The organism is Dyella sp. 01N448, from assembly GCF_056399225.1.
Genome location: NZ_JBFTQX010000005.1, coordinates 1 through 21,746 on the forward strand (window position 1 = coordinate 1; position 21,746 = coordinate 21,746).

Here is a 21,746-nt window from a genome sequence, read left to right on the forward strand (position 1 = left end):
CGAGAACTCGACACATGGCCTGGATGCGAGAACTCGACACATGGCCTGGATGCTGAACTCGTTCCTATGGGCTTCGATGAACTTGTATGCCTGTCTGACCTTACTTAGGGGCTTGCCTGGGGACATAGCCGAAACCCTCAGCGGATCGTGTGGATACTAGGACTTGTCCACTAAAYCCTGGTAACTCCACTCTGACCCCAGTTTCGGCCGATGGCGCAGGGGCAAGGGGTCCAGGCTACGACCGAGTTCCTCAACAGTCGCGACACGGGGGAGTTCACGGATATCTATGAGGCGCATGGTGTACACAGCGCTGGATCGCCAGCCATTGGTGTAACTGATGATCCCGCTGTAGCGGAGTACTTTGCCCGCGGGCCTAACCAAGATCAGAATGGTTACGTAACTGTTTTCCGAATGAGTGTTGAGGATGCTAACAAGTTCGCGATACCGAACTTCGACAATCCTCAGGCGTTCTTCGAGATCAATCCGAAGATCGGCTTGGCGGAACGCGAGTACCTATTCCATAATTTCATCGACACTAATTACATCCATCAGCAATATCCGGTGAATCCATGATCAAGGAATTGAGGTTGCGGTGGGAGCCTGAGAACACGACTCCGCTGAAAGATATCGAAGATCGAATGGTTTCGTACAAAAAAGGGCGCGATGGGATCATCATCCTTGGCAATGGAACATTGCTTTCGCTCACCACAGGTGAAGATGATGTGGCGGATGCAAGGCACGCGCTAGATGAAGCTCGCTTCATCGTCGATTTTCGTGTGGTGCCTCTTAAAGAAGGGGGCTACATGGTGGCTTTTCACGGCGCTGTTGCCGTGTTTGTGGGGCAAGAAGAGTTTGAGCAAAGAAGGAGTGAGATTGAAGCCAGGCAATTCGAATTGCGCTTCCCAGGAGAGTCATTCATCGTCCCTCCAGACATGCCAGCCGAGCATGTTCTGATAGGACTATATGCGCGCGGAAAGCTTCAAAGGGACGCCTATAACTTTCATTTCTACAAGAAGGTTTAAGTTCCAGACACAGAAGCGCCATTTAGCCCCATAGTTGACGGCGGTGGACTGCAGGCTCATGAAGATGCCGGCGGCCATCTCTTGGAGAAGCACGTTGGGCAGTCGGAGCAGGACCTTGGGTCCAGAACGGGGTCAGGTTCACTTCCTTCGTGGTGGGCGATGGGCGGGGCGAATACCGGCGAAGCGCTGGGTCTTGGCTTCAACCATCGCTCTGAACGCATCTCGCCCCAAGGCACGTTGTTGTTGAAGATGCGCACGAAGAACTGGGGTCAGAGTGCACTTTTAAGGGCCGGTCGACTTGCGCGGTCGTCCGATTTTGGCCGGCGCTACGCGGCGCGCGAGCTGCGCCTCGATCGCCTCACGAAAGCGATCTGATCCAAGCGCGCTGTCGCTGAACATGGCCACGAATCGCCTCAATATCATCATCGGAGAGGATCTCCGTCACGAGCGCACGATAGGCCGCGCAGCGTTCGGCCTTCGCCGCACCAAGGGCCAAGTAGTTGGAAAAGAAAGATGCCCGGGACATTTTTCGGGAGCCCGAATTGTCCCTGGCACCTGTTCGGGTTCCCGGCATTTGTTCGAATCACTGGCACTCCTGGCGCCAATGCTTTCGCACCTGCGCGGACTCCAGCCCCCACTTAGCTCGCTTAATCAACGAGAGGGCGATAAGCGCGCACCACAGGCTTCGCCCTTTCCAGGTCGTACCGCGCCTGCAGTGCCAGCCAGTAAAAGGCGGTGGTGTCGAAGGCGAGAGAGAGGCGGATGGCGATCTTGGGCGTGATCGGGAGAGTGTCGGCGATGAACGCTTCGATCTGATTGGAGGGTATGCCGGTTCGACGGGCAAGTTGGGCGGGGTTGAGTGCGCTTGGGATCAGGTAGGCATGCAGCAGGATGTCGCCGGGGGCTCGCAGGGGTTGCGAGGGGTCCACTTCCGAGTGCGGGGTGAGCTGGATCAGTTCCATGGGGGTTCCTCCCTGTCGGACACGGCCGCACGGCGGCTCAGGCGCTTACAGCGCTCCGTGTCAGTGAATGCTTGGCAGCTTCGTCGGTGATCGCTCGAATGCGGCGCATCGCCACGCCGGCCGATGCGCCGCAACGGCGATCATCGGAGGCGTGTGGTGTTCACTCGAGGCTCGTCAGCGAGCAGGCGGGCGTACTGCTGTAGGCAGTGGATGGCCGTGCCCAGACTGGCCGTGACGGCCACGGGAAGCGGCCATGGCAGCGCCCTGCCGGGGAATCCCCGCGCCTGCGCGTTGCGGCACTGCTCGCTGTCGAGACGCAAGCGCGTGAGGGCGAGCACCGCCAGGGCGATGTCACCGCGAGTGCCATGACGAAGGGTTTCGGGCCATGCCACAGACGTCGATGACGGGTCGCGAGGCGGAGGAGTGAGGGTGTCGTCAGGGAGAACGGACGAGCGAATGCGTACCGTATGATCGTGGGTAGCCATGATCAACTCTGCTTAGTTGGTGATGGTTAGCGGGTCGTGGGTGTTACAAGCACTCACGGCCCGCGCCTCATGACCTAGTGGTCATGGTCACTCGCGAGGCCGTGCAATACGACAGCGCGAACGACTGACTGACCCTAACAAGCAGGTTTGGGAACGTCTGTCAGGGATCGGCGAGATGGGTGTCCACCTAGGTAATGCGGCGCGTGACGGCGCCAGGCCGATCGAATGTCAGCACCATTCCCATAGATGACCTGAAGGCAGTGCGCGCTCTCAAAAAAACGTGCACTCATGGACTATGAAATTGTCTCCGGCACCTTTTCACTTTGATGCCTTTGCGTATGCGAAATGAAAAACGATGGTCAGCGTGCGCATTTATGGAGCGGTCGACTTAGGTAGCCGGTCAATTTCTTCGGTTGCGCCCGCATGACGCGCAAGCTGCGCCTCTAATGCTTCACAAAAGCAGAAAGTTGCTGACCTTCACAAGGCCAGCAACTTCCAGTCTCCTTAGTTCGGAACCGTCAGATTCCCCGAATTGCCAATCACAGGATTGTCCCCGTTATACGGTGCAATGCCGTGAATGTAGATCTTGTGGCCCGCCCACTGCGCCCTCAACGCAGACGACAGTGGAATGGCGAAGCGGAAGCTTCCCGAGCCTGCGGCGCAGGCATTGGCAACGGCCTGCTCGCTACTCACGTTGGCCAAATACTCGCCCACGCCCGTGCCGCCTTGCCCGTAAGGGGCGTCCATGTAGAGGTCGACGTAGATCGATTGCGGCATGCCTTTGGCACAGGCCCAGCCCGATATGGTGGGGGTGAAGTCCATGTAGTAGACGCTGTCGATATTGCCGATGACGGGATTGGACTGCTGTTTCAACGTTTGGCCAATCTCGGAGTACGGCGTCAACAGGGCCGGTAGATCACGTACGCCAGGGCAATTGACGTCGGGCGTGAACCAACGGAAAGGCGCCAGCCAGACGGCCTTGGCATCGGTCTCGATCAGGTTGTACATCACCCACGGGTCGGAGTAGGCCGTCGCACCGCCGCCAACGCCACAGACGCCGCCCTTGGTCGCCTTGGGCACGAGGATGGTCCGCTGATTGGCAGCCAGCATGCCCTTGAGCTGGTTGTAGGAGCTGTTCCACTGGGGTTGGGTTTCACCGTAGTTGTCGAAGCCGACCCAGTCAAACAACGCCATGGTCCGAGGGTTGTTGTAAAAGCTCCAGCCCATGATGGACGCAAGCGGGATGCCGCTGGTGTTGCCGTTGCCGCGAATGGCGTTCACCGCATTGACGACAGCCGCGTCGGCCCCGCCATTCTTGTCGCCCAGACCCGCAAGGTCCGGCTCGTCGATCACATAGATGGCCGCAACGGTACTCAGTGTCGGATTGCCCGGCACGATATAGCCGTTGGCGACCAGTTGATTGACGAAGTTGGCCCACTCTGCACCTGCGTTGGGCTCGGCTTGCCAAGCGGTGCCGTTCAACTGAAAAACAAACGGCGTGGCCGTCACGATGGCCTTGACGCCGTTCTGGCGAGCCAAGGCGAGTTGCCCGAGCGTATAGGAGATCGTTCCGGCACGACCTCCCTCGGTCGTATTGCCGCTCCAAAAAGCGATGTGATAGAGGTTGATGCGGTTGTAGTTTTCGGTGAACGCGGGGTTGCCGCTGTTGTAGCTGGTCGCGTCGTTGTAGAAGTAGCCGAAGTATTTAGTGCCGCTTTGCGCGAATGCCCCGAACGGAAGCATGAGCAAAAATATCCCTATGGCTCGAATCCACCTCATGTGTTTCCCCTTGATAAGCCGGCCAGCCGGCGAAGACAAAACGGTCCCTAGGTATCGTCTTGTGTTAGCGCTTGCTCTGACAGCGTCGAGACGTAGGGTTTGAGTTGGTCACGCTGTAGGGGGATGCCTAGTTTCGCAGCGCCGTGATGCCGATCTCACATGGGCAAAAGGGTTGCCCGATTTCTGCTGCGCCCGTGGCAAGACTGGTTCGATCGCCTGTTGCGCGGCAGACCTAAACTTTTTCCTCTGACCGCGGATTAAATTGAGATGCCCTGCGAGCCAGGGCCAGTTATCAATCGGCGGTCGTTGCCTGAGGGTGGTGACGACTTTTTTTCGTGTGTTTCGACAAAACAGGGGATTCACGGGATGAAAGGTATTTCTTGGAAGTCCGCCATGGTGGCCGGCACGCTCTTGCTGGCGGGTTGCACCGCCACGCCGACCAAGCCGGGTGATGGCACGCCGAGCGTCGTTTACGACAAGCCGGCCGTTGAGGTTCAGAAGGCCGCCGTGGATGCGCTGGTCGCCAATGGATTTGTTGTAAGCAAGACCACCGCCGACTATATCGAGGGTGCGCGCCCCCATAAGGTGGGCCTGGTGGTTGGTTCGGGCGGCGAGTCGGCCGGCGTGTGGCTGTCGCCAGTGGGCGGCACCAAGACCTCCGTCAAGGTGAGCACCGCCAAGTCGTTCGCGGGCATGGCCGGCCAGAAGAACTGGGATAAGGAAATCATCGCGGAAATGGACAAGGGTGTCGGTCCGCACGAATAAGGTCGCAGCGCAATGACGGGGAAGATCATCATGGTCAGAAATGTCGCGGTGATCTTCCTCGCCCTGTGCCTCTGCGGCTGCATGGCGACCACGGGGAACTACCGTCCGCTCAATGGTGGCGCTACCGCACGGGCAGCGGACTGCCAGGTTTCTGTTCACAAGGACGCGCCGCCGAAGCTGCCGTACGTGGCGATATCGCGGCTCAATGTCCATCTTGAGAAGACCTTCTTCGTGTCGTCGGACTATGTTTCTGCAGCCGCCGAGTTGAAGCGGCAGGCGTGCCTGTCGGGTGCCGAGGCGGTGGTCGTTCTGCCGGAACAGTCGTCGAGCTATCTCGAGACACGCATTGACAATCTCTCGGGGACAGGCGCGCGTTTTCTTGCTCAAGACGCGTCCCGCTGAGAGAAAAAATTAGGCACGTAATTGCTGGTTCCGACCGGGAGATTGACGCGTTGAGGACTTCGCTCTTGCGTCGCCTGTAGCGGGTGCGTCGAAGACGCTCGCTCTTGCCTCAGTCCAACTGGCGAGCGTTACTGGCGCTTCAATCCGCGCACCATTTCGACGAATTGCGAGCGAAAGCGCTCATCGATGTCGATGGCCTGATTGATGCGTTCCACCATCGGCTGAAAATGCGTGCTCTGCCGAAAATCGCTGCCGAATTCCCAAAGAATGATTTCTCGCAGCGCGGGCTGCTGCACGGCCCGCATGGCCTCGTCATCGTCAGGGTCGACATCGGCAAGTAGCGCGCGCAGGCGCTGGCGAAGCTGTGCGGTGGAATGACGCGAAATTGTCGGAGTCCGGTCGTTCTTGACCGAGGGCGCTGCTGCCGACCCCGTGGTGGATCCGGCCTTGCCTTGAGCCAACGCCCGCATCGTTTCCAGTAGTGAAGAACCTGGGGTGATGCGATCGGCGGGCATGGGCATTTCCTAGAGATGGGCGGGCGAAGTGTAGCGGTGTTGCTGTACCGATATAAAAAGTGATGCACATCACATTCAAAATGCCCACTTCTGACAAACGAATTCAAAGGCAATTTCTTGAACACACCTAACAGCGGCGGAGTTCGTCCGTACGGTCTTCAAGCTTTACATTTATATCCTTGATTTTACGGCCCTAAGTATCGCAAAGATTTACGAGCCATCTGGCTTATTGACACGCTCTTCACAGCGCACCTAGTCTCGCCGCGTCGCAGCCCAGATTAGTGTGTTCGATCTGCTGGACAGCGCGGGGGCGCTGTTTTGAAGGGCTGGAATGCAAGGGGGCGTACGGTCTTCGCCGTGCGTAAATGGAATTACGTGTTCAAGACCATGTTGGATGCAGGACGTCGTGACGTCCCGCCTGAAGTAGTTGTCCGTCTGCAGCGCGAAAAGTTTAGGGGTTGCCGGTGAGCCGCGTTGCCTCGCTGGAGGCTTATGCGGACCGCGACCCTTCCAATGCCGACCTGCTTTGCGAACTGCTTGATCAGCTGCTGATCGAGGGTCAGGTTGCGCGAGCGCGCCAGCGCCTTGGTCAGCTTGCGCACCCGTTGAGGTCGTTGCCGGGCGTGGTGTTTCGCGAAGCCCGTTGCGCGCTCATGGATGGCGATTTCGCGACCGTGGAAGGGTTGCTACAGCCGCTCGTCACCGCGATGCGCCCGGCTCCTGCTGGGTTATGCCACGACCTTGCCTTGGCACAATTTCGCCTTGGCAAGTTGGACGACGCGCTTCGTGTGCTGTCATTGGCGGGCGCGGAAGACGACGACACCTTTGCCGCTATCGCCTTGCTCAAAGCGCGCATCCTGTTCCACCAGCAGCTTATCGCCGATGCCATGGCGGCGCTGGATAGCGTGGGCGCGAATCACAGGGGCGCAGAGTTTCATGGCTTGCGTGCTCTCTTGCTGCTCGATAGCGGCGACACGGCGCAGGCTGCACAAGCCGCGGCGCATGCGCTTGCTCAGGATCCGGCGCAGTTCGATGCCATGCTGGTAAGCGCCACGCTTGCGCTATCGGAACGTCGCGATGACGTCGCTGTCCCGATGTTCCAGCAGTTGATTGCTGCGCAGCCCAGCGCGGGCAGGGCATACCTCGGTTTGGGCGAAGGCTTGATGTTGCGTGGCGATATTGTCGCGGCGCGCGCCGTGCTGGATCGCGCCGTGGCCTATATGCCGGAACACATCGGTACCTGGCACGCCATGGCGTGGTGCCAGCTGTTGCAAGGCAACCTGGACGGCGCTCAGCAGAGTTTCGACGCCGCTTTTACGCTGGATCGCACCTTCGGCGAAACGCACGGTGGACGCGCCCTGATCCATGCGCTTCGCGGCGAACGGGAGGCGGCAGGCGAAGCGATCAAGCGTGCGCTGCGGCTCGATCCGAATGGTCGCTCGGCACGTTACGCACAAAGCGTCCTGCTGCTGGACGAGGGCAGGGAGGCAGAGGCGCAGGCGATCATCCAGTCGCTGACCGCCTCGTCGGCGAACTTGCGTGAGCCGATCACGGCAGAGTTCGTTTACACGCTGCGGGATCTCGTGCGTCCGACACAGGAGCGTACGCGTGGACACTGACGTCGCCATGCATCTGCTCGCGCAGACGTTGCTGACGGCGGCGAAAGTGAGCGCGCCGATTCTGGTGGCGACCCTGCTGGTGGGTGTGGTGATTTCCATCGTGCAGGTGGTGACGCAGATCCAGGAGATGACTTTGACCTTCATCCCGAAGCTCGTCGTCGTCGTGATGATGTTTGTGATGACGGGCGCCTGGATGATGGCCGTCGTTGTCGAGTTCACGCGTCATCTGTTTGGCTTAGTGGCGGGGATGTAAAGCTCGTGGAAGTACTGGATAGGGATATCGCGGCGTTTCTGTTGGCGATGGCGCGCTTTGCGCCCCTGCTGATGGTGCCCGCGCTCGGCCCCTTTGCCTGGGTGCCGGGAACGGTGCGCGTCATCGTGCTCCTCGCGCTCAGCTTGACCGCGGTCGGGGCGGTGGACGCGGCAACCGTGTCGACGGCAACGCTCGATTCGCCTCTGCTGTTCGGGCTTGCGCTCGGCGGCGAGAGCCTGGTGGGTCTGACGTTTGCGTTGGCCGTCGTCCTGCCCATGGCAGCCCTGGGGTTCTCTGCACGCATGCTCGACATGCAGTCGGGCCTGGCAGCGGCCAGTCTGCTCAATCCCTCCACGCACACCACCGAGTCACTGTTCGGCACGGTTATTCAATGGGCCGGGATGGTGGCGTTCTTCGCCTTGGGTCTTCACCTGGTTCTGCTGCGCGGGCTGGTTGCCTCGATCAATCTGGTTCCGCTTGGCAGCGGTCGCGTGGTCATGACTCCTTCGGCGTTCCTGAGCCTGCTTTCAACGCAATTTCTGCTGGGCTTGATGGTGGTGCTGCCCGTCGTGCTCGGCCTGTTCGCCATTGATCTGGGCACCGCATACGCAAGCCGCTCGTTGCCCCAGGCCAATATCTATTTCGTGGCGCTGCCGTTGAAGGTGATGGCGGGTTTCGCGCTGCTGGCGGCCACACTGCGGTTTGCGCCACCGCTGATCGAGCGGCTGTTTCGTGCCGCGTTCTCTTCTTTGCCGATGCCGGCGGTGCACTGACATGGCGGAGAACGAGCAGAGCAAGACCGAGCAGCCAACCCCTTTTCGTCTCCAGGAGGCACGCAAGAAGGGGCAGGTGGCGCGCAGTGCGGAAGTGAGCGGCCTGTTGGTGACCGTGGTCTTCAGCATCACCTTGTGCGCTACCGCTGCCACGCTGGCCGGTGCCTGGGCGCATTCCTTCCAGCGGATGATCCTTATGGCAGGCAACGCGCCCACGCCATCGGTGAGTCTGATGCAATGGATAGGGGCGACGTTTCGACCGGTTTGGCAGGCCATGGTGCCGCTGGTGATTGCGCTGATCGTGACGGCGGTGATCGCCAACCTGGTGCAGACCGGCCCGGTGTTCAGTACGGAACCGATGAAGCCGGACTTTTCGCGACTCAACCCGGCGCAGGGGTTCAAGCGGATTTTCTCACTGCGCTTACTTTGGGACCTTTTCAAGCTGGTGCTCAAAGTGTCGTTGCTCGGCGCGATGGCCTGGTGGCTGACCGGCTCGCTACAGCATCAGTTGTTGGCCACGGCGACCGCGGCACCCAGCGCAGCAGGAGCATTGCTGCAGTCGATCTATGTGCGCGTCACCACCTGGGTATTGGTGGTACTGGCCTTGGTGGCGCTGATGGATCTGCTCTTTTCGCGCAGAGAGTTTCTGCGCAAGCTGCGCATGAGCCGCAATGACATCAAGGACGAAGTGAAACGCCGCGAAGGTGATCCGGACATCCGGCACAAGCGCAAGCGGCTGATGGTCGAGCTGCTCAAGCAATCGCGCTCGGTACGGCGCGTGCCGGAAGCTGATGTGGTGTTGACCAACCCCACGCATCTTGCCGTGGCGATCCAGTACCGCCCGCGCACGATGCGATCGCCCGTCGTGCTGGCCAAGGGAACCGACGCGGTGGCGGTGGCCATGCGCAGCAAGGCGGCCGTATCGGGCGTCCCCTGTCTGCGCTCGCCCGCGCTGGCGCGTGCTTTGTTCCGGGAGTGCGGGATCGATAAGCCCGTGCCTGACCACCTCTATGGCCAGTTGGCACCCGTCTACCGTTGGTTGATGGGCCGCGCCGGCAACAGGATTTTTTCGTGAGCGCACTTTTTGGACAGCTGTGGAGCGGCAAGCGCGATATGGCGCTGGTGCTCGGCATGGTCGGGATCCTGGTCATCCTGTTCACGCCGATTCCGCCAGGCTTGCTCGACTTTCTGCTGGTGTTGAATTTCACGTCGGCGCTGCTGGTGCTGCTGATTACGTTCTTTACCGAGACGCCGCTGAGCTTCTCCACGTTCCCTTCGCTATTGCTCATCACCACGCTGTTCCGCCTCTCGCTGAACATTTCGGCGACGCGCCTCATCCTGGACAAGGGCAACGCCGGCCGGGTGATCAACGCGATCGGCTCTTACGTGGTGGGCGGCAACTACGTCATTGGCCTGGTGGTGTTTCTGATCCTGGTGGTGGTGCAGTACGTGGTTGTCACCAGTGGCGCCCAGCGCGTGGCCGAAGTGGCTGCACGCTTTACGCTGGACAGCATGCCCGGCAAGCAGATGAGCATTGATGCGGACATGAACATGGGCCTCATCGATCAGCACGAAGCCAAGCGGCGCCGTGCATTGGTCGAGCGCGAGGCGAGCTTCTATGGCGCGATGGACGGCGCGACCAAGTTCGTGAAGGGCGACGCCATCGCCGGCATCATGATCATCCTGATCGACATCATCGGCGGCCTGGCCGTCGGCATGGTGCAGCGGGGCCTGCCCTGGTCAGAGGCGGCGCACCAGTACACGCTGCTGACCGTGGGCGACGGCATCGTGACGCAGATCCCCTCGCTGGTGATCGCCGTAGCCACCGGCATCATCATCACCCGCGCCGCGTCCGACGCCCAGCTCGGCACCGAGATCACGCGCCAGGTCTTGTCCAATTCACGCACTCTGCTGATCGTGGCAGTGGCCTTGATGGGGGTGATGCTGCTGCCGGGCCTGCCTGCGTGGCCGGTGCTTGTCGTGCTGGCCGGCGTAGGCGCCATGCTCTTCTTCTCGTTCCGCGGCAAAGCCTCCGGTGAAACGAACGAGGTTGAGGAACCCTCGCTTGAGTCACCGGCGAGTCGCACCGAAGAAGACCTTTATAAGCTGATGGTGGTCGAGCCGATCGAGATCCATCTCGGCACGGCCATCGTGGCGACCTACAAGGCTAAGAATCTCGACCTGGGCGAGCGTATCGCGACGTACCGCAAGCAGTACGCACTGGAGGCCGGTTTTATCCTGCCGAAGGTGAAGCTCATCCAGGAGGCGCCGCTGGCCGAACGCGGCTATGAGATTCATGTGCAGGGATCGCGTGTCGGCAAAGGCGAGCTGCACTTCGATGCACTCCTGGCCATTGATCCGGGCGGCAAGCGTCCGCGCCTGGAAGGCAAAGAGACCAAGGACCCCGCCTACGGCCTGCCCGCGCTATGGATACCGCCGGAGCAGCGGCAATTTGCGCGCGGCGCCGGCTATACGCTGGTCGATCCGGAAACGGTCTTGATCACTCATCTCGGCGAGGTCGTGAAGCGGCACGCTCCGGAATTGCTGACCCGTGCTGAGACCGAGCGCCTGGTTGCGCGGGTGAGGGAACAGCAGGCATCGCTGGTCGACGAACTCATTCCTGGTGTGCTGTCCTTTACGGATGTGCAGAAGGTGCTCCAGCAGTTGCTCAAGGAGCAGGTGAGCATCCGTAACACCGAGTCCATCCTCGAAGTGCTGGTCGATGCGGGCAAAACCTATAAGCAGACCGACGACCTGGTTGAGCGAGTGCGTGAACGCCTGGGGCCGACCATCTGCCAGCGCGTGAGCAATCCCCAGGGCGAGCTGCACGTATTGACTCTCGCTACCGAGCTTGAACGCCATATCGTCGCGGCGCTCAGGCAGCGCGAAGGTAGCGGCCTGCTGCTTAGCGATCCTGGGCAGCTCGAGGCCCTGCTCGGCGGATTGGCCAAACAGTCCGAAGCGATGATGGTGCGCAACCACCTCCCTGTGCTGCTGTGTCCCAGCGCGCTGCGACGTCATTTGCGCGCACTCATCCAGCGCAGCCTTCCCCATATCACCGTGCTTGGCATCAACGAGGTGCCGGCGTCTTTGGCCGTGAAATCTTTCGGCGTCGTCAGCGTGTCTCCATGAGGAATTCATGAGCAACGTCATTTCCAGTATCGCCAGCTATCTCAGTCGTGATGTTGAGTCGCTGGATATCATTGGCCAGAACGTGGCCAATATGCGCACGGTCGGCTATCGCACCGAACGACTCAAGGGCGATTTTCGTGCTGCCACGGCCAGCGGCGATCGCACGCTCAGCATGCTCGACGGGAACCTCGACAAGACCGGGGCTTCGCTGGACCTGGCCATCCAGGGGCAGGGCTTTTTCGTGGTCGATGTGAATGGCCAGGAGCGCTTGACGCGCAACGGGCAATTCCATCTCGACGAAGACCGGCAGCTGGTGGATGCCATGGGCCGTGCCGTGATGGGCGAGTCCGGTCCGATCACGCTTGACACCGCCGCGGTGCAGATCGGTGCCGACGGCACCATCAAGGACGGCGAGAAGCAGGTCGATACCTTGAGGATCGTTGGCATCGCCGACGCAAACGGTCTGCGCGAGATCGGGGATGGCCTCTATGCGTACAGCGGCTCGACTGGCGAGTGGAATGGCAGCCTGCATCAAGGCGCGCTGGAGCGCTCGAACGTGGATCCCGGCACCGAAATGGTGCGCCTGATGGAAGTGACTCGTCATGCACAGTCCGTGCAGCGGGCCATTCAAGCCTACGACACCGCGATGCAGAGCGGCGTTTCCCACCTTGGCGACAACGCCTGAGGAGCTCGACATGATTGACGCGCTTTACATCGCCACCTCTGGCTTGAAGAGCCAGCAGAGCCAGATTGATACCCTGTCCAACAATATCTCCAACATGCAGACGCCGGGCTTCAAGGCCAAACGCGTGGCGTTTGGCGATATTGCAACGATGTCGCCGGCGCAGGTGGCGGCCGGGCTGCCGCCCGAGAGCGAAGGAGCCGGCTCGGAGATCATTGCAACCACGGCGTTGTTTTCGCAGGGCCAGATGGTCCAGACGAATAACACCTGGGACATCGGCATCCAGGGCAGCGGTTTTTTGGAGGTTGCCGACAGCAATGGCAATCGTCTCTACACGCGTGCCGGCCAGCTGCACGTCGATAGCGAGGGCTATCTGGCGACGGTCGATGGCAATCGTCTTGCGCAGAACATCCAGATTCCGCCGGATGCCGCGCAGATCCAGATCAACCAAAGCGGTCAGATCTACGCCAACGTCGGCGGCAGCGCCACACAGACGCTGTTGGGGACGCTCGAGCTGAGTGTTTTTCCGTCCCCGGATGGGTTGCAGTCGGTGGGCGGCAATAACTTTGCCGCCACCCAGGCGTCGGGCGATCCGAGCGTGGAGAAGGCCAACGAGAACGGTACTGGCAGCATTCTGCAGGGCTCCCTGGAAAGCTCGAATGTGGACATGGTGTCTGAGATGTCGTCGCTGGTGATCGCGCAGCGCGCCTATCAGCTCAATGCGCGCGTGCTGCAGGCGTCGGATCAGATCCTCGACACCATCAACAACCTCCGCCAATAAGCATGCGCTACATCCTGTTCGTGCTTGCCGTCCTTCTGTCTGCGCCATTCCTTGCGGAGAGTACTGCGCAGGTGGTGGGTGCGTCGCGCCTGGTCGGCGCGGCCGAGGATGTGCTGCGCGAACATCTTTCCACGGGCGGCGAAGTCACGCTCACCACGATTGGTACGCCCGAGGATGTGCACGTGCCAAAAGGCGGCGTGAGCCTGCAGGTTCATCCGATCAGTGGGCGTTGGCCGCGCCCTCGGGTGGGGATGCCCGTGGATGTGCGGGTGGATGGTCGCGTGGTGCGATCTGCCACGGTGTGGTTTGCGGTGAGTGTCCACAACAAGGTGCTTACCTACAGCGACGATGAACCCATCGGCATGAAGGCGCAGGCGCTGCGTATCCAGGAAGCGGACGTCGACGTGGCAACTTTGGCGGAAACGCCGGTGGACGGACCGGCGGCACTCGATGGCATGCGGCTACGCAAGCCGGTTCAAGGTGGTGCCGCGGTGCTCTTGAGCGACTTTGAAAAGATTCCAGACGTGGATCGACGTCAGAAGGTCCGCGTGCTTGCCAGTTACGGCGCCATTCGCTTGGCGACGCGCGGCGTGGCCAATGAGAAGGGCAATGCGGGCGATGTAGTGCCTGTACTGGTCGATGGTGCGGACGAACCCGTGCGTGCGCGAGTGACAGAGAAGGGAGTAGTCGAAGTTGTCCAGTAAACGTGCCATACCATCATTGCTTGTCGGCGCTCTGATGACGTTCACAGCGCAGGCACAACACGCCAGCGGCTCGATGATCGAGCCCGATGCCTACCACGGCCTGGCGGCGGATCGGCGTGCTCATACGGTGGGGGATACGCTGACCGTGGTGGTCACGGAGACGGCACAGGCCTCAGCCAGCGCCAACACGGACGCTGACAGCGCTGTGCAACTTGCCGCCAACACGCAGAACAAGCACGTGCAGCACAACTACGGCGTGGGCCTGTCCGGCAGCGATACCGGCGAGGGTAAGACGACCCGCGCGGGCATGCTCCAGGCCCAGTTGACGGTGCGTGTCACCGGCATCGAGGGCAACGACATGCTGCGCGTCCGCGGCGAGCAGACCGTGGTGGTCAACGGCGAAAAGCAACATTTCGCGCTCACGGGCCTGGTACGTCCGGAAGACATTTCAGCGACGAATGTCATCCTCTCGACCCGGATCAGCGAGGCGAACATCGAATTCACTGGCCAAGGCGATGTGTCCGAAGCACAACGCCGAAGCATTCTCTATCGCATTGCACGCTGGCTGCGCCTGATATGAAATACCGTGTACTCATCGGCGTGCTGTTCGCCGCCTGCGCACTCTCCGTGCAGGCAGACACCGGCAGCGTGCGCCTGAAGGAAATTGCCCGCATCGAAGGCGTCCGCGACAACCCCTTGACCGGCTACGGCCTGGTCATTGGCCTTGCCGGCACGGGCGACACCAGCAAAAACCATCTTACGGTGCAGTCGGTGGCCAATACGCTGAGTCATTTCGGCGTCAACATTAGCCCTGACGACCTCAATAGCCGCAACGTCGCTGCCGTTCTCGTGACTTCAACGCTACCGGCGTTCGCAGAGTCCGGGCAGAAGCTGGACGTTTCGGTGTCGTCGCTCGGCGACGCGCGCAGCCTTTCCGGTGGCGTGCTGGTGTTGACGCCGTTGAACGGACCTGACGGGAAGATGTATGCGCTTGCTCAGGGTGCGCTTTCCGTTGGTGGATACGACGTGCGTTCGTTTGGCAGCATCGAGCAAAAGAATCACCCCACCGTGGGCCGCGTGCCCGACGGTGCCTCGGTCGAACGGGAGGCGCCCCTAGGCCTCAACACTGACAGTCGAACACTTGACGTGGTGTTGTATCAGCCCGATTTCACCACGGCTGAGCGCGTTGCCGAGTCGTTGCGGCGAAATGCGAGTGTTTCGGCCGTGGCCGAGCATGCCGGCAAGGTCAGGGTCGTGTTCTCCACGCCACCGACGGACATGGTGCGCATGATCTCGTCGATCGAGAACGTGCCGGTGATGCCGGATGCGATTGCGCGCGTCGTGGTCAATGAGCGCACTGGCACCGTGGTCTCCGGCGGCGATGTGAGGCTGGGCAGCGTGACCATCTCGCATGGCGATTTGCGCGTGTCGGTACAGACCGATTACCTGGTTTCGCAGCCTGAGGGTCTTATCAATCCTTCCCGCAATATCGGCACGGCCGTCGTGCCCCAGTCGACCATCCACGTGCAGGATCCCGAGGCACGCATGGTCAATATGCCCAATGGCGCCACGGTTGCCGACCTCGTCGGTGCACTGCGGGCCATCCATCTTTCGACGCGCGACGTCATCACCATTCTTCAATCCATCAAGGCTGCCGGTGCTTTGCACGGCGACCTGGTGATTCAGTGAGGTAGACCGTGGATCTAACTACCGAAGCATTGCGTCTTGGCATGGGTCTGGCGCGTACGCGTGCCGAGATTGCGAGCGCCAACATCGCCAACGTCGATACCCCAGGGTTCCGGGCTCAACGAGCTGACTTTGGTCAGGCACTCGGACTGTTGCAGCAAGCGGCAGTCCATCCAGAGATGAGCAGCGATACGCTGAGGCTGGAAGGCAAGCACACCACGATCACGTCGGTGGCCACTACGGATGCCGCTGACGTGAATGTGCACCTGGACGGTGAAGTGGCGGATCTTGAGGCTGCCAGCACCGACTATCAGTCCATGACGGCTGTGCTCTCCCGTCGTTTTTCGCTCATGCAGCTTGCGCTGGCAGGCAGGGGTTGATCATGGTTGACCAGATTTTCGCGGCCACGCGCTATGGCCTGGAATACGAACGTCTGCGGCTGGAGGCAGCAAGCCACAATATTGCCGTGGCCAATACGCCCAGCGACGCCGCGCAACCGGAGCGACTCATGCGCGTTTCCACCACGTTCCTACCGCATGTGGGAACGTCGGCGTCGCTGATGGCTGGTCACTTGCCGCGCCCGGTGATGGTTGATGCCGAGGCTGCCGAGCGCAAGGTACATGACCCATCCGACCCGGCCGCTGACCAGAACGGCATGGTCAGCTACCCCAAGGTCGACCTCGTGCAGGAAATGAGCTCATTGCTCGATGCCAGCCGCGCATACGAGGCCAATGTCCGCGCTTTCAACACGCTGCGTGGAATGGCGCTTCACGCTTTGGATCTGGGAGGTGGCGCATGAGTGTGGCGCCGATCCAACCGATCTCGCTCAGCGCCGTCGATGCTGCGCGCGAGGCAACGCCGCTGTCGTCCCTGCAGGGCAACGGATTCATGCATGCCCTGGGCGATGGGCTGAACGGCATCAATGCCGATCTCTCGCAAGCCGACACACTCGCTCGCCAGCTGGCGGCAGGCGACAAAATTCCGGTGCACGACGTGATGATCGCGTTCGAACAAGCGCACCTGAAATTGCAAATGGCCGTCGAGGTACGCAATCGCGTCGTCGATGCGTATCAGAACCTGACCAACATGCAGTTGTAACAGCACGTGCAGGACGGCAGTCCTATCCCCGGAGCAGGTATGCAGCAGTTTTTTTCCAATCTTTCACGCCGGGCACGTCTTGGCTTTGCACTGGGCGTGCTTGTCATCGTCGGCCTTGGTGGTGCTGTCGCTTGGTGGGCAGCCCATCCCGACTACGGCGTGCTGTTTCGGGACCTCAAGGAAACGGATGCGGCGGAGATCACCACCGCGCTCGGGCAGATGCAGGTGCCCTATCACATTGCCGATGGCGGTCATTCGATCCTTGTGCCGGAGACGGCGGTCTACGACACCCGCATGAAGCTGGTGTCGCAAGGCGTGCCCAAGGGCGGCAGCGTGGGCTTCGAGCTCTTCAAGGACTCGGACTATGGGGTTACCGAGTTTGCGCAACGGGTGAATTTTCAGCGCGCGCTGCAGGGCGAGCTGGAGCGCACCATCGACGCGATGGACGAAGTCGCTTCGTCCAGGGTGCACCTGACCATACGCCGCGAGGACATGTTTGCGCACGATGGCGACGCCTCCAAGGCATCGGTGACGATTGCGATCAAGCCGGGCAAGCACCTCGAGGCACGGCAGGTGGTGGGCATCCAGCGCCTGCTGGCTTCCGCCGTGGAGGGGTTGTCGTCGGATGCCGTTGTAGTGCTGGACGGTAACGGCTCCGTGCTTTCGGCCCATGGCGCTGACGGTGTGGCCGCGGTGGGCGATCGCATGGACGAGCAGGCGCGGCTGGAGCTGCAGTTGCGGCAGAAGGTCGGCACGTTGTTGCATCGCGTGCTGGCCAATGACGACTTCACTGTGTCAGTGGATGTTCGTGTCAACTACGACCATGTGAAGCAGGTTCGTGAGCGCCTGATTGCGCAAGGCAAGGATGGCAATGGACTGCTGGTGAGAGAGAAGACCGGCTCGACCGGAAGAACCGCGGACGATTCGGACCCGGATCATGCCAAGACCGGTTCGTCCACCAGCGACCGCGAAGTGGAATACGCCCACGGTCGCGAGCAGGAGGAGATCGAGCAGGCGCCCGGGCGCATCGAGCGCATCTCTGTGGGCATCGTGGTGCCGGATGCCATGCCGCAGACCGAGTTGTTGAAGCTGTCGGACGTCGTTTCCGCCGGCCTTGGGCTGGACCTGGCGCGTGGGGACAAGGTTGATATTGCCTCGATCGCGCCGCCGGCCATCGCCACCGTCGAGAAGCCGCGCAGCTCGGTGGCCGTTGTTGAGAGCGCGGCAGGCAATGTCGTGGAGGATCGCAGCCAAGCTGACGCCACGAGTTCGGGCGGTCATTTGCCTTTGTGGGCGTATCTCGCGCTCAGCGCTGGCGTGATGCTGGTCGCTTCGCTGTGGATGGCCTTTGGTGCGCATCCTCGCCAACGCCGACTGACCGCGCCCGAACGCGAGGAAGCCCTGCAACGCCTGCGGCAATGGGTTTCCTCTGCGGAGGTGAAGTCGTGAGCACGCCTGGCATGCGCAAGGCCGCTGTTTACCTGGCGACGCTGCATCCCAAAGACCGGCGTTGGTTGCTCGCCCAGCTGCCCGCGTCCCGAATGTCTGCATTGGATGCGCTCATCGCGGAGGCGGAGCCGTTGGTAAAGGCGGCGCCCGAGCTGGTCGTCGAGCTGCTGGCGGACAACGAAGCAGGAAAGCCGGCAGAAGTGCCTGCGCCGAACCTGCTGATCAGTACGCTCAACACGCTTGATGAGTCGTGGGCTGCACGCATGATTGCGGCCACGGCGCCCGATCATGCAGAAATCTATCTGGCCGCCTGCTTTCGGCAACGCGCCATGGGTATTCGCAGTGAACTTGGCGCTCTCCCCGCGGCATTTCCACCAGCGCTGGCTCGTTGCATGGCCGATGAGCTGGCCGTGATGGCCCATGAGTCGGAGGCGACTGCCGCATGATCCGGCGACTGTCCGACGCCGCAGCCGTGTCCGAAGCTGCGCGATTGCAATCCATGACGTTGTCGCACGAGGCCGTCGTTGTGGACGGCGCGGACGCGGCAAGGTTTGGCGACGGCTACCGCGAGGGATTCGAGGCGGGGGAGGCAGACGGTTTGCGTGAAGCGGAAGCACGTTTCGCAAAACTAGAGGCCGAGCTACGGGACCGTCATGAGCTAGCAGAGGCATCGCTCCTGGTGGAGCGCAGTCGATGGAGCGAGCTTGCCGCAGGCCTGGCCGACGCCGAACGTGCCCGCGTAGCCGACATGGAAAAGGACGCATTCGAGATAGCGCTGCTTGCACTGAGCGCGGTGCTTGGAGAAGGCATGAGCGAAGGCGAAAGATTGGGGCGTGTGGTGGCTCAGCTCATCAACGAGTACCGCGCTGACGCCTTGTGTCTTCAGGTTGCCGCGGCTGACCTCGCGCACCTTCCTGATCAGGTCAACGGTGTTCCAATCGAAGCTGGTGCAGCCATGGTGCCGGGTTCATGCGCGCTGATGACGGCACGCGGACGCTTGGAGACATCCATCAAGGATCGTTTGGACGCCGTTCATCGCGCGATGCTCGACGGGCTCGCGAGGGCGACACCGTGAACGCGGCCGCGGCGACGACGTTCAAGGCCGCGCTGGGCGCCATGCCATGGGTCAGGCGCCTGGGTTGTCTTGTCGCATTCAATGGGCTGGTTGTCGAAGCGCAAGGTCCTGATGCGGTCGTCGGTGAGCTTTGCCAGCTTTCCGGCCAGGGAACGCAAGCGCCGGTGCTCGCCGAGGTGGTGGGGTTTCGCGATGGCCGGGTCCTGTTGATGCCGTTTGGACATCTGCGGGGCATGCCGATTGGCGCCACCGTGGAGGCCTTGGGACGTCGCGCCCGCATCCCCGTCGGCAAGGACATGATCGGGCGAGTGCTCGACGCCTTCGGTGCGCCGCTCGATGGTAAAGGACCGGTCCGTGCCGAACTCGAACGAGATATTCATGGCGTAGCGATCAACCCGATGGCCCGCGCGCCCTTGAGCGAAGGACTGGAAACCGGCATCAAGGCCATTGACGCTTTGGTCCCGCTGGCCAAGGGTCAGCGCGTAGGCATATTCGCGGGCAGCGGTGTTGGCAAAAGCACCTTGCTAGGCATGCTTGCGGGACACGTCCGCGCCGACGTGATCGTGGTTGGCCTGATCGGCGAGCGCGGCCGCGAGGTGGCCGACTTTCTGCACGATGCACTGAGCAAGGAGGGTCGCGAGCGCTCCGTGCTGATCGTGGCCACCGCCGATCAGCCGGCCCTCACGCGCACACACGCCGTGCACGCGGCGCACGCCGTCGCCGAGCACTTCCGGGAACTTGGGCTGGATGTCCTGTTGGTCATCGACTCCATCACACGCTTTGCGATGGCGCAGCGCGAAGTCGGCCTGGCCACGGGTGAGCCGCCCACATCGCGTGGCTACCCACCATCGGTATTCAACCTGCTTCCACAGATACTCGAGCGGGGAGGCAGCCTGAAAGGGGCTGGCACTATCACAGCAGTGTATAGCGTGCTGGTCGAAGGCGACGACATGAACGAACCCGTCGCCGATCACATGCGCGCGATTCTGGATGGCCATATTGTGTTGTCGCGCGATCTGGCTGCGCGCGGTCAATTGCCGGCGATCGATGTGCTTTCAAGCATCAGTCGGCTCCAGTCAAAGATTTGCCAGCCAGATGATCTTGACCTGATGCGGCAGACACGGGCCATGGTGGCGATCTACGAATCGTCGCGGGATCTGGTGGAGATGGGCGCGTATCAGGCGGGCACGAACCCCGGGCTGGACCAGGCGCTGCGCTGTCAGCCGCGCATCGTCGACTTCATCCGCCAGTCGCCCGGTGAACGCAGCACTCACGATTCAAGCATGCGCTTGCTCCGTGAATTGGTTTCGGAGGAGCCCGCGTGAGCAAACACTCGGTTCGTTCCTATGAGGTGCTGCATCGCATCGCCCGCGTCAAGGCATCACAGGCAGCGTTGGCGCTTACGGCGGCAAGCCGTGCCGAACAGGCTGCGTCGAACGAGGTCGATCAGGCGACATCGCTTTGCGCGACCGCTTCGAACGCGCGGGCTCGTTGCATCCGTGACGATGGCAGCCTGCGCCTTGGTGAGTACTCGATGTTGAGCGATTTGCACGCTTCGCTGGAAACGCGCCGTGAAGCCGCTATCGATGCATGGAGCGAAGCAAAGGACGAACAGAGGGCGCGCGGTCTCGCCGCCGCCTCGACGCAGCGTTTCGCCGATGGCGTACAGGAAGACCTGGAACTGCGCCGCCGGGCAGTGACGCTTGGTACTGAAGGTCGGCTTCTGGCGGAATCGTTAGATCTATGGATGCTTCATCGGAAGGAGTCGTGATGGATTTGTCCCCGATCCTTGGCATGCAGGCGCGCGCGCCTGGCCGTCTGTCGCAAACCAGCTCCAGTGATTTTTCCGACCAGTTGAACAAGGACATGCCGCGCGAGGCGTCGAAGTCCCCTCGCGAGGACCTGTCTCAAGAACGGATCAGTCAGACGAGCGAGCAATCTGCGAGTGATGCGTTTGCGGCGTCGCAAGATGAGAACGGCATTGTGCTGGGTCCGCTTGCGGTCACTGATACGGGGGCCCTGTCTACCGTGGCAAGCGTTGAGCAGGTCCTTTCCGCCCGCGTTTTTGGCCTGCACCTGCAGGCGTCTGGCTATTTGTCCGAATACCGGCTCGCCTCCGCGGAGAACGAGACGTCGGCGTCGCACGCGCAAGTGAGCGCGATACAAATGGACGAACTTCCGGCTCGGTCGCCATTGCAGGAAAGCTCGGTGACGGCGAGCGCGCTCAGGGATGCCTCTGGATCGGCCTTTGGCGCGATGGGCATTACGAATGTCGCGCTACCGGAGATTGCCGCAGCCGCATCGACTGAAGTCGACGCTATGGCGCCGCCATTGTCCGGCGCCGCGGCGTGGCGCGAAATCACGTGGCAGCAGCGCGCGTTGCGATTGATCGCGCGGCCTGATGGAAAGCACACAGCCTGGTTGCGCGATTACAGCGTTTCCACGGACGAGGCGCGCCAGCTGGCAACCAGCCTGGCTCGACAGTTGAAGGGGCAGGGCCTGGCTCTGCATAGCATCATTTGGAATGGCCACGAAGTGTGGTCATCCGTGGACGTTGACTAAGG

Annotated in this window: 26 protein-coding genes; 23 read left to right on the top strand and 3 right to left on the bottom strand. The window is 61.4% G+C overall.

Annotated elements, in window-relative coordinates; translation table 11 throughout:
- The first annotated feature begins 210 nt into the window (after positions 1-210).
- Positions 211-573, top strand: a complete 363-nt coding sequence (locus AC1DKY_RS09615) for a hypothetical protein (RefSeq protein WP_441603780.1) — start codon at positions 211-213, stop codon at positions 571-573.
- Positions 570-1,022, top strand: coding sequence for a hypothetical protein (locus AC1DKY_RS09620; protein WP_441603781.1), 453 nt, complete (start codon positions 570-572; stop codon positions 1,020-1,022). The genes AC1DKY_RS09615 and AC1DKY_RS09620 overlap by 4 nt, the downstream gene beginning before the upstream one ends.
- A 647-nt stretch (positions 1,023-1,669) precedes the next feature.
- On the opposite strand, the gene AC1DKY_RS09625 is transcribed toward AC1DKY_RS09620, so the two are convergent.
- On the bottom strand, positions 1,670-1,984 hold the full coding sequence (locus tag AC1DKY_RS09625) for a HigA family addiction module antitoxin (RefSeq protein WP_441603782.1): 315 nt from the start codon (positions 1,982-1,984) through the stop codon (positions 1,670-1,672).
- Between the two features lie 989 nt (positions 1,985-2,973).
- Positions 2,974-4,212 (bottom strand): hypothetical protein, encoded by a 1,239-nt coding sequence (locus tag AC1DKY_RS09630; protein WP_441603783.1) that lies wholly within the window; start codon positions 4,210-4,212, stop codon positions 2,974-2,976.
- Positions 4,213-4,614: 402 nt separating this feature from the next.
- On the opposite strand from AC1DKY_RS09630, the gene AC1DKY_RS09635 reads away from it, so the two are divergent.
- Together AC1DKY_RS09635 and AC1DKY_RS09640 are read left to right on the top strand one after the other, a co-directional pair.
- Entirely contained in the window at positions 4,615-5,013 is a 399-nt protein-coding gene (locus AC1DKY_RS09635) for a hypothetical protein (RefSeq protein ID WP_441603784.1), read from the top strand.
- Positions 5,014-5,025: 12 nt separating this feature from the next.
- Positions 5,026-5,415, top strand: a complete 390-nt coding sequence (locus AC1DKY_RS09640) for a hypothetical protein (protein ID WP_477179905.1) — start codon at positions 5,026-5,028, stop codon at positions 5,413-5,415.
- A gap of 128 nt (positions 5,416-5,543) precedes the next feature.
- Here AC1DKY_RS09640 and AC1DKY_RS09645 read toward each other — a convergent pair whose 3' ends face one another.
- Complete coding sequence (locus AC1DKY_RS09645) at positions 5,544-5,930, bottom strand: hypothetical protein (RefSeq protein ID WP_441603786.1); 387 nt, start codon at positions 5,928-5,930, stop codon at positions 5,544-5,546.
- Positions 5,931-6,394: 464 nt separating this feature from the next.
- On the opposite strand from AC1DKY_RS09645, the gene AC1DKY_RS09650 reads away from it, so the two are divergent.
- The 19 genes from AC1DKY_RS09650 to AC1DKY_RS09740 are packed head-to-tail and all read left to right on the top strand — an operon-like array spanning position 6,395 to position 21,744.
- A complete protein-coding gene (locus AC1DKY_RS09650; RefSeq protein ID WP_441603787.1) occupies positions 6,395-7,549 on the top strand; it encodes a tetratricopeptide repeat protein in 1,155 nt (384 codons plus the stop codon).
- Positions 7,539-7,802 carry a flagellar biosynthetic protein FliQ gene (locus AC1DKY_RS09655; RefSeq protein WP_426271785.1) on the top strand — a complete coding sequence of 88 codons (264 nt, stop codon included), beginning with the start codon at positions 7,539-7,541 and terminating at the stop codon, positions 7,800-7,802. Before AC1DKY_RS09650 ends, AC1DKY_RS09655 begins: the two co-directional genes overlap by 11 nt.
- A gap of 5 nt (positions 7,803-7,807) precedes the next feature.
- Positions 7,808-8,575, top strand: a complete 768-nt coding sequence (locus AC1DKY_RS09660; RefSeq protein ID WP_441603788.1) for a flagellar biosynthetic protein FliR — start codon at positions 7,808-7,810, stop codon at positions 8,573-8,575.
- 1 nt (position 8,576) lies between these two features.
- The gene (locus AC1DKY_RS09665; protein ID WP_441603789.1) at positions 8,577-9,650 is read left to right on the top strand and encodes an EscU/YscU/HrcU family type III secretion system export apparatus switch protein; all 1,074 of its coding nucleotides are present in this window, start codon (positions 8,577-8,579) and stop codon (positions 9,648-9,650) included.
- A complete protein-coding gene (locus tag AC1DKY_RS09670; RefSeq protein WP_441603790.1) occupies positions 9,647-11,707 on the top strand; it encodes a flagellar biosynthesis protein FlhA in 2,061 nt (686 codons plus the stop codon). The genes AC1DKY_RS09665 and AC1DKY_RS09670 overlap by 4 nt, the downstream gene beginning before the upstream one ends.
- A gap of 7 nt (positions 11,708-11,714) precedes the next feature.
- The gene (locus AC1DKY_RS09675; RefSeq protein ID WP_441603791.1) at positions 11,715-12,392 is read left to right on the top strand and encodes a flagellar hook-basal body protein; all 678 of its coding nucleotides are present in this window, start codon (positions 11,715-11,717) and stop codon (positions 12,390-12,392) included.
- A gap of 10 nt (positions 12,393-12,402) precedes the next feature.
- The gene (locus AC1DKY_RS09680) at positions 12,403-13,170 is read left to right on the top strand and encodes a flagellar hook-basal body protein (protein ID WP_441603792.1); all 768 of its coding nucleotides are present in this window, start codon (positions 12,403-12,405) and stop codon (positions 13,168-13,170) included.
- Between the two features lie 2 nt (positions 13,171-13,172).
- Complete coding sequence (gene flgA, locus AC1DKY_RS09685) at positions 13,173-13,874, top strand: flagellar basal body P-ring formation chaperone FlgA (RefSeq protein WP_477179906.1); 702 nt, start codon at positions 13,173-13,175, stop codon at positions 13,872-13,874.
- A 34-nt stretch (positions 13,875-13,908) separates the two neighbouring features.
- Positions 13,909-14,454 carry a flagellar basal body L-ring protein FlgH gene (locus AC1DKY_RS09690; protein ID WP_441603794.1) on the top strand — a complete coding sequence of 182 codons (546 nt, stop codon included), beginning with the start codon at positions 13,909-13,911 and terminating at the stop codon, positions 14,452-14,454.
- Positions 14,451-15,563: a flagellar basal body P-ring protein FlgI gene (locus tag AC1DKY_RS09695; RefSeq protein ID WP_441603795.1), complete on the top strand. Its 1,113-nt coding sequence runs from the start codon at positions 14,451-14,453 to the stop codon at positions 15,561-15,563. The genes AC1DKY_RS09690 and AC1DKY_RS09695 overlap by 4 nt, the downstream gene beginning before the upstream one ends.
- Positions 15,564-15,571: 8 nt before the next feature.
- Positions 15,572-15,940, top strand: a complete 369-nt coding sequence (locus tag AC1DKY_RS09700) for a flagellar basal body rod protein FlgB (protein WP_441603796.1) — start codon at positions 15,572-15,574, stop codon at positions 15,938-15,940.
- Between the two features lie 2 nt (positions 15,941-15,942).
- Entirely contained in the window at positions 15,943-16,359 is a 417-nt protein-coding gene (locus AC1DKY_RS09705; protein WP_441603797.1) for a flagellar basal body rod protein FlgC, read from the top strand.
- A complete protein-coding gene (gene fliE, locus AC1DKY_RS09710; RefSeq protein WP_441603798.1) occupies positions 16,356-16,658 on the top strand; it encodes a flagellar hook-basal body complex protein FliE in 303 nt (100 codons plus the stop codon). Before AC1DKY_RS09705 ends, fliE begins: the two co-directional genes overlap by 4 nt.
- Before the next feature lie 39 nt (positions 16,659-16,697).
- Complete coding sequence (gene fliF, locus AC1DKY_RS09715) at positions 16,698-18,107, top strand: flagellar basal-body MS-ring/collar protein FliF (RefSeq protein ID WP_441603799.1); 1,410 nt, start codon at positions 16,698-16,700, stop codon at positions 18,105-18,107.
- Positions 18,104-18,553, top strand: a complete 450-nt coding sequence (locus tag AC1DKY_RS09720) for a hypothetical protein (protein ID WP_441603800.1) — start codon at positions 18,104-18,106, stop codon at positions 18,551-18,553. The genes fliF and AC1DKY_RS09720 overlap by 4 nt, the downstream gene beginning before the upstream one ends.
- Positions 18,550-19,182 (top strand): FliH/SctL family protein, encoded by a 633-nt coding sequence (locus AC1DKY_RS09725; RefSeq protein WP_441611187.1) that lies wholly within the window; start codon positions 18,550-18,552, stop codon positions 19,180-19,182. The genes AC1DKY_RS09720 and AC1DKY_RS09725 overlap by 4 nt, the downstream gene beginning before the upstream one ends.
- Positions 19,179-20,507: a FliI/YscN family ATPase gene (locus tag AC1DKY_RS09730; protein WP_441603802.1), complete on the top strand. Its 1,329-nt coding sequence runs from the start codon at positions 19,179-19,181 to the stop codon at positions 20,505-20,507. Before AC1DKY_RS09725 ends, AC1DKY_RS09730 begins: the two co-directional genes overlap by 4 nt.
- Positions 20,508-20,533: 26 nt before the next feature.
- Positions 20,534-20,953, top strand: coding sequence for a hypothetical protein (locus tag AC1DKY_RS09735; RefSeq protein WP_477179744.1), 420 nt, complete (start codon positions 20,534-20,536; stop codon positions 20,951-20,953).
- Complete coding sequence (locus AC1DKY_RS09740; RefSeq protein ID WP_441603804.1) at positions 20,953-21,744, top strand: hypothetical protein; 792 nt, start codon at positions 20,953-20,955, stop codon at positions 21,742-21,744. The genes AC1DKY_RS09735 and AC1DKY_RS09740 overlap by 1 nt, the downstream gene beginning before the upstream one ends.
- Positions 21,745-21,746 lie beyond the last annotated feature (2 nt).

Excerpts from the sequence above, each read along its gene's own strand:
- AC1DKY_RS09680 (WP_441603792.1), top strand. The coding sequence starts at position 12,403 with ATGATTGACGCGCTTTACATCGCCACCTCTGGCTTGAAGAGCCAGCAG.
- AC1DKY_RS09635 (WP_441603784.1), top strand. The coding sequence starts at position 4,615 with ATGAAAGGTATTTCTTGGAAGTCCGCCATGGTGGCCGGCACGCTCTTG.
- fliF (WP_441603799.1), top strand. The coding sequence starts at position 16,698 with ATGCAGCAGTTTTTTTCCAATCTTTCACGCCGGGCACGTCTTGGCTTT.
- AC1DKY_RS09640 (WP_477179905.1), top strand. The coding sequence starts at position 5,026 with ATGACGGGGAAGATCATCATGGTCAGAAATGTCGCGGTGATCTTCCTC.
- AC1DKY_RS09625 (WP_441603782.1), bottom strand. The coding sequence starts at position 1,984 with ATGGAACTGATCCAGCTCACCCCGCACTCGGAAGTGGACCCCTCGCAA.
- AC1DKY_RS09705 (WP_441603797.1), top strand. The coding sequence starts at position 15,943 with ATGGTTGACCAGATTTTCGCGGCCACGCGCTATGGCCTGGAATACGAA.
- AC1DKY_RS09620 (WP_441603781.1), top strand. The coding sequence starts at position 570 with ATGATCAAGGAATTGAGGTTGCGGTGGGAGCCTGAGAACACGACTCCG.
- flgA (WP_477179906.1), top strand. The coding sequence starts at position 13,173 with ATGCGCTACATCCTGTTCGTGCTTGCCGTCCTTCTGTCTGCGCCATTC.
- AC1DKY_RS09630 (WP_441603783.1), bottom strand. The coding sequence starts at position 4,212 with ATGCTTCCGTTCGGGGCATTCGCGCAAAGCGGCACTAAATACTTCGGC.
- AC1DKY_RS09665 (WP_441603789.1), top strand. The coding sequence starts at position 8,577 with ATGGCGGAGAACGAGCAGAGCAAGACCGAGCAGCCAACCCCTTTTCGT.
- AC1DKY_RS09645 (WP_441603786.1), bottom strand. The coding sequence starts at position 5,930 with ATGCCCGCCGATCGCATCACCCCAGGTTCTTCACTACTGGAAACGATG.
- AC1DKY_RS09615 (WP_441603780.1), top strand. The coding sequence starts at position 211 with ATGGCGCAGGGGCAAGGGGTCCAGGCTACGACCGAGTTCCTCAACAGT.
- AC1DKY_RS09675 (WP_441603791.1), top strand. The coding sequence starts at position 11,715 with ATGAGCAACGTCATTTCCAGTATCGCCAGCTATCTCAGTCGTGATGTT.
- AC1DKY_RS09690 (WP_441603794.1), top strand. The coding sequence starts at position 13,909 with ATGACGTTCACAGCGCAGGCACAACACGCCAGCGGCTCGATGATCGAG.
- AC1DKY_RS09740 (WP_441603804.1), top strand. The coding sequence starts at position 20,953 with ATGGATTTGTCCCCGATCCTTGGCATGCAGGCGCGCGCGCCTGGCCGT.
- AC1DKY_RS09695 (WP_441603795.1), top strand. The coding sequence starts at position 14,451 with ATGAAATACCGTGTACTCATCGGCGTGCTGTTCGCCGCCTGCGCACTC.
- AC1DKY_RS09725 (WP_441611187.1), top strand. The coding sequence starts at position 18,550 with ATGATCCGGCGACTGTCCGACGCCGCAGCCGTGTCCGAAGCTGCGCGA.
- fliE (WP_441603798.1), top strand. The coding sequence starts at position 16,356 with ATGAGTGTGGCGCCGATCCAACCGATCTCGCTCAGCGCCGTCGATGCT.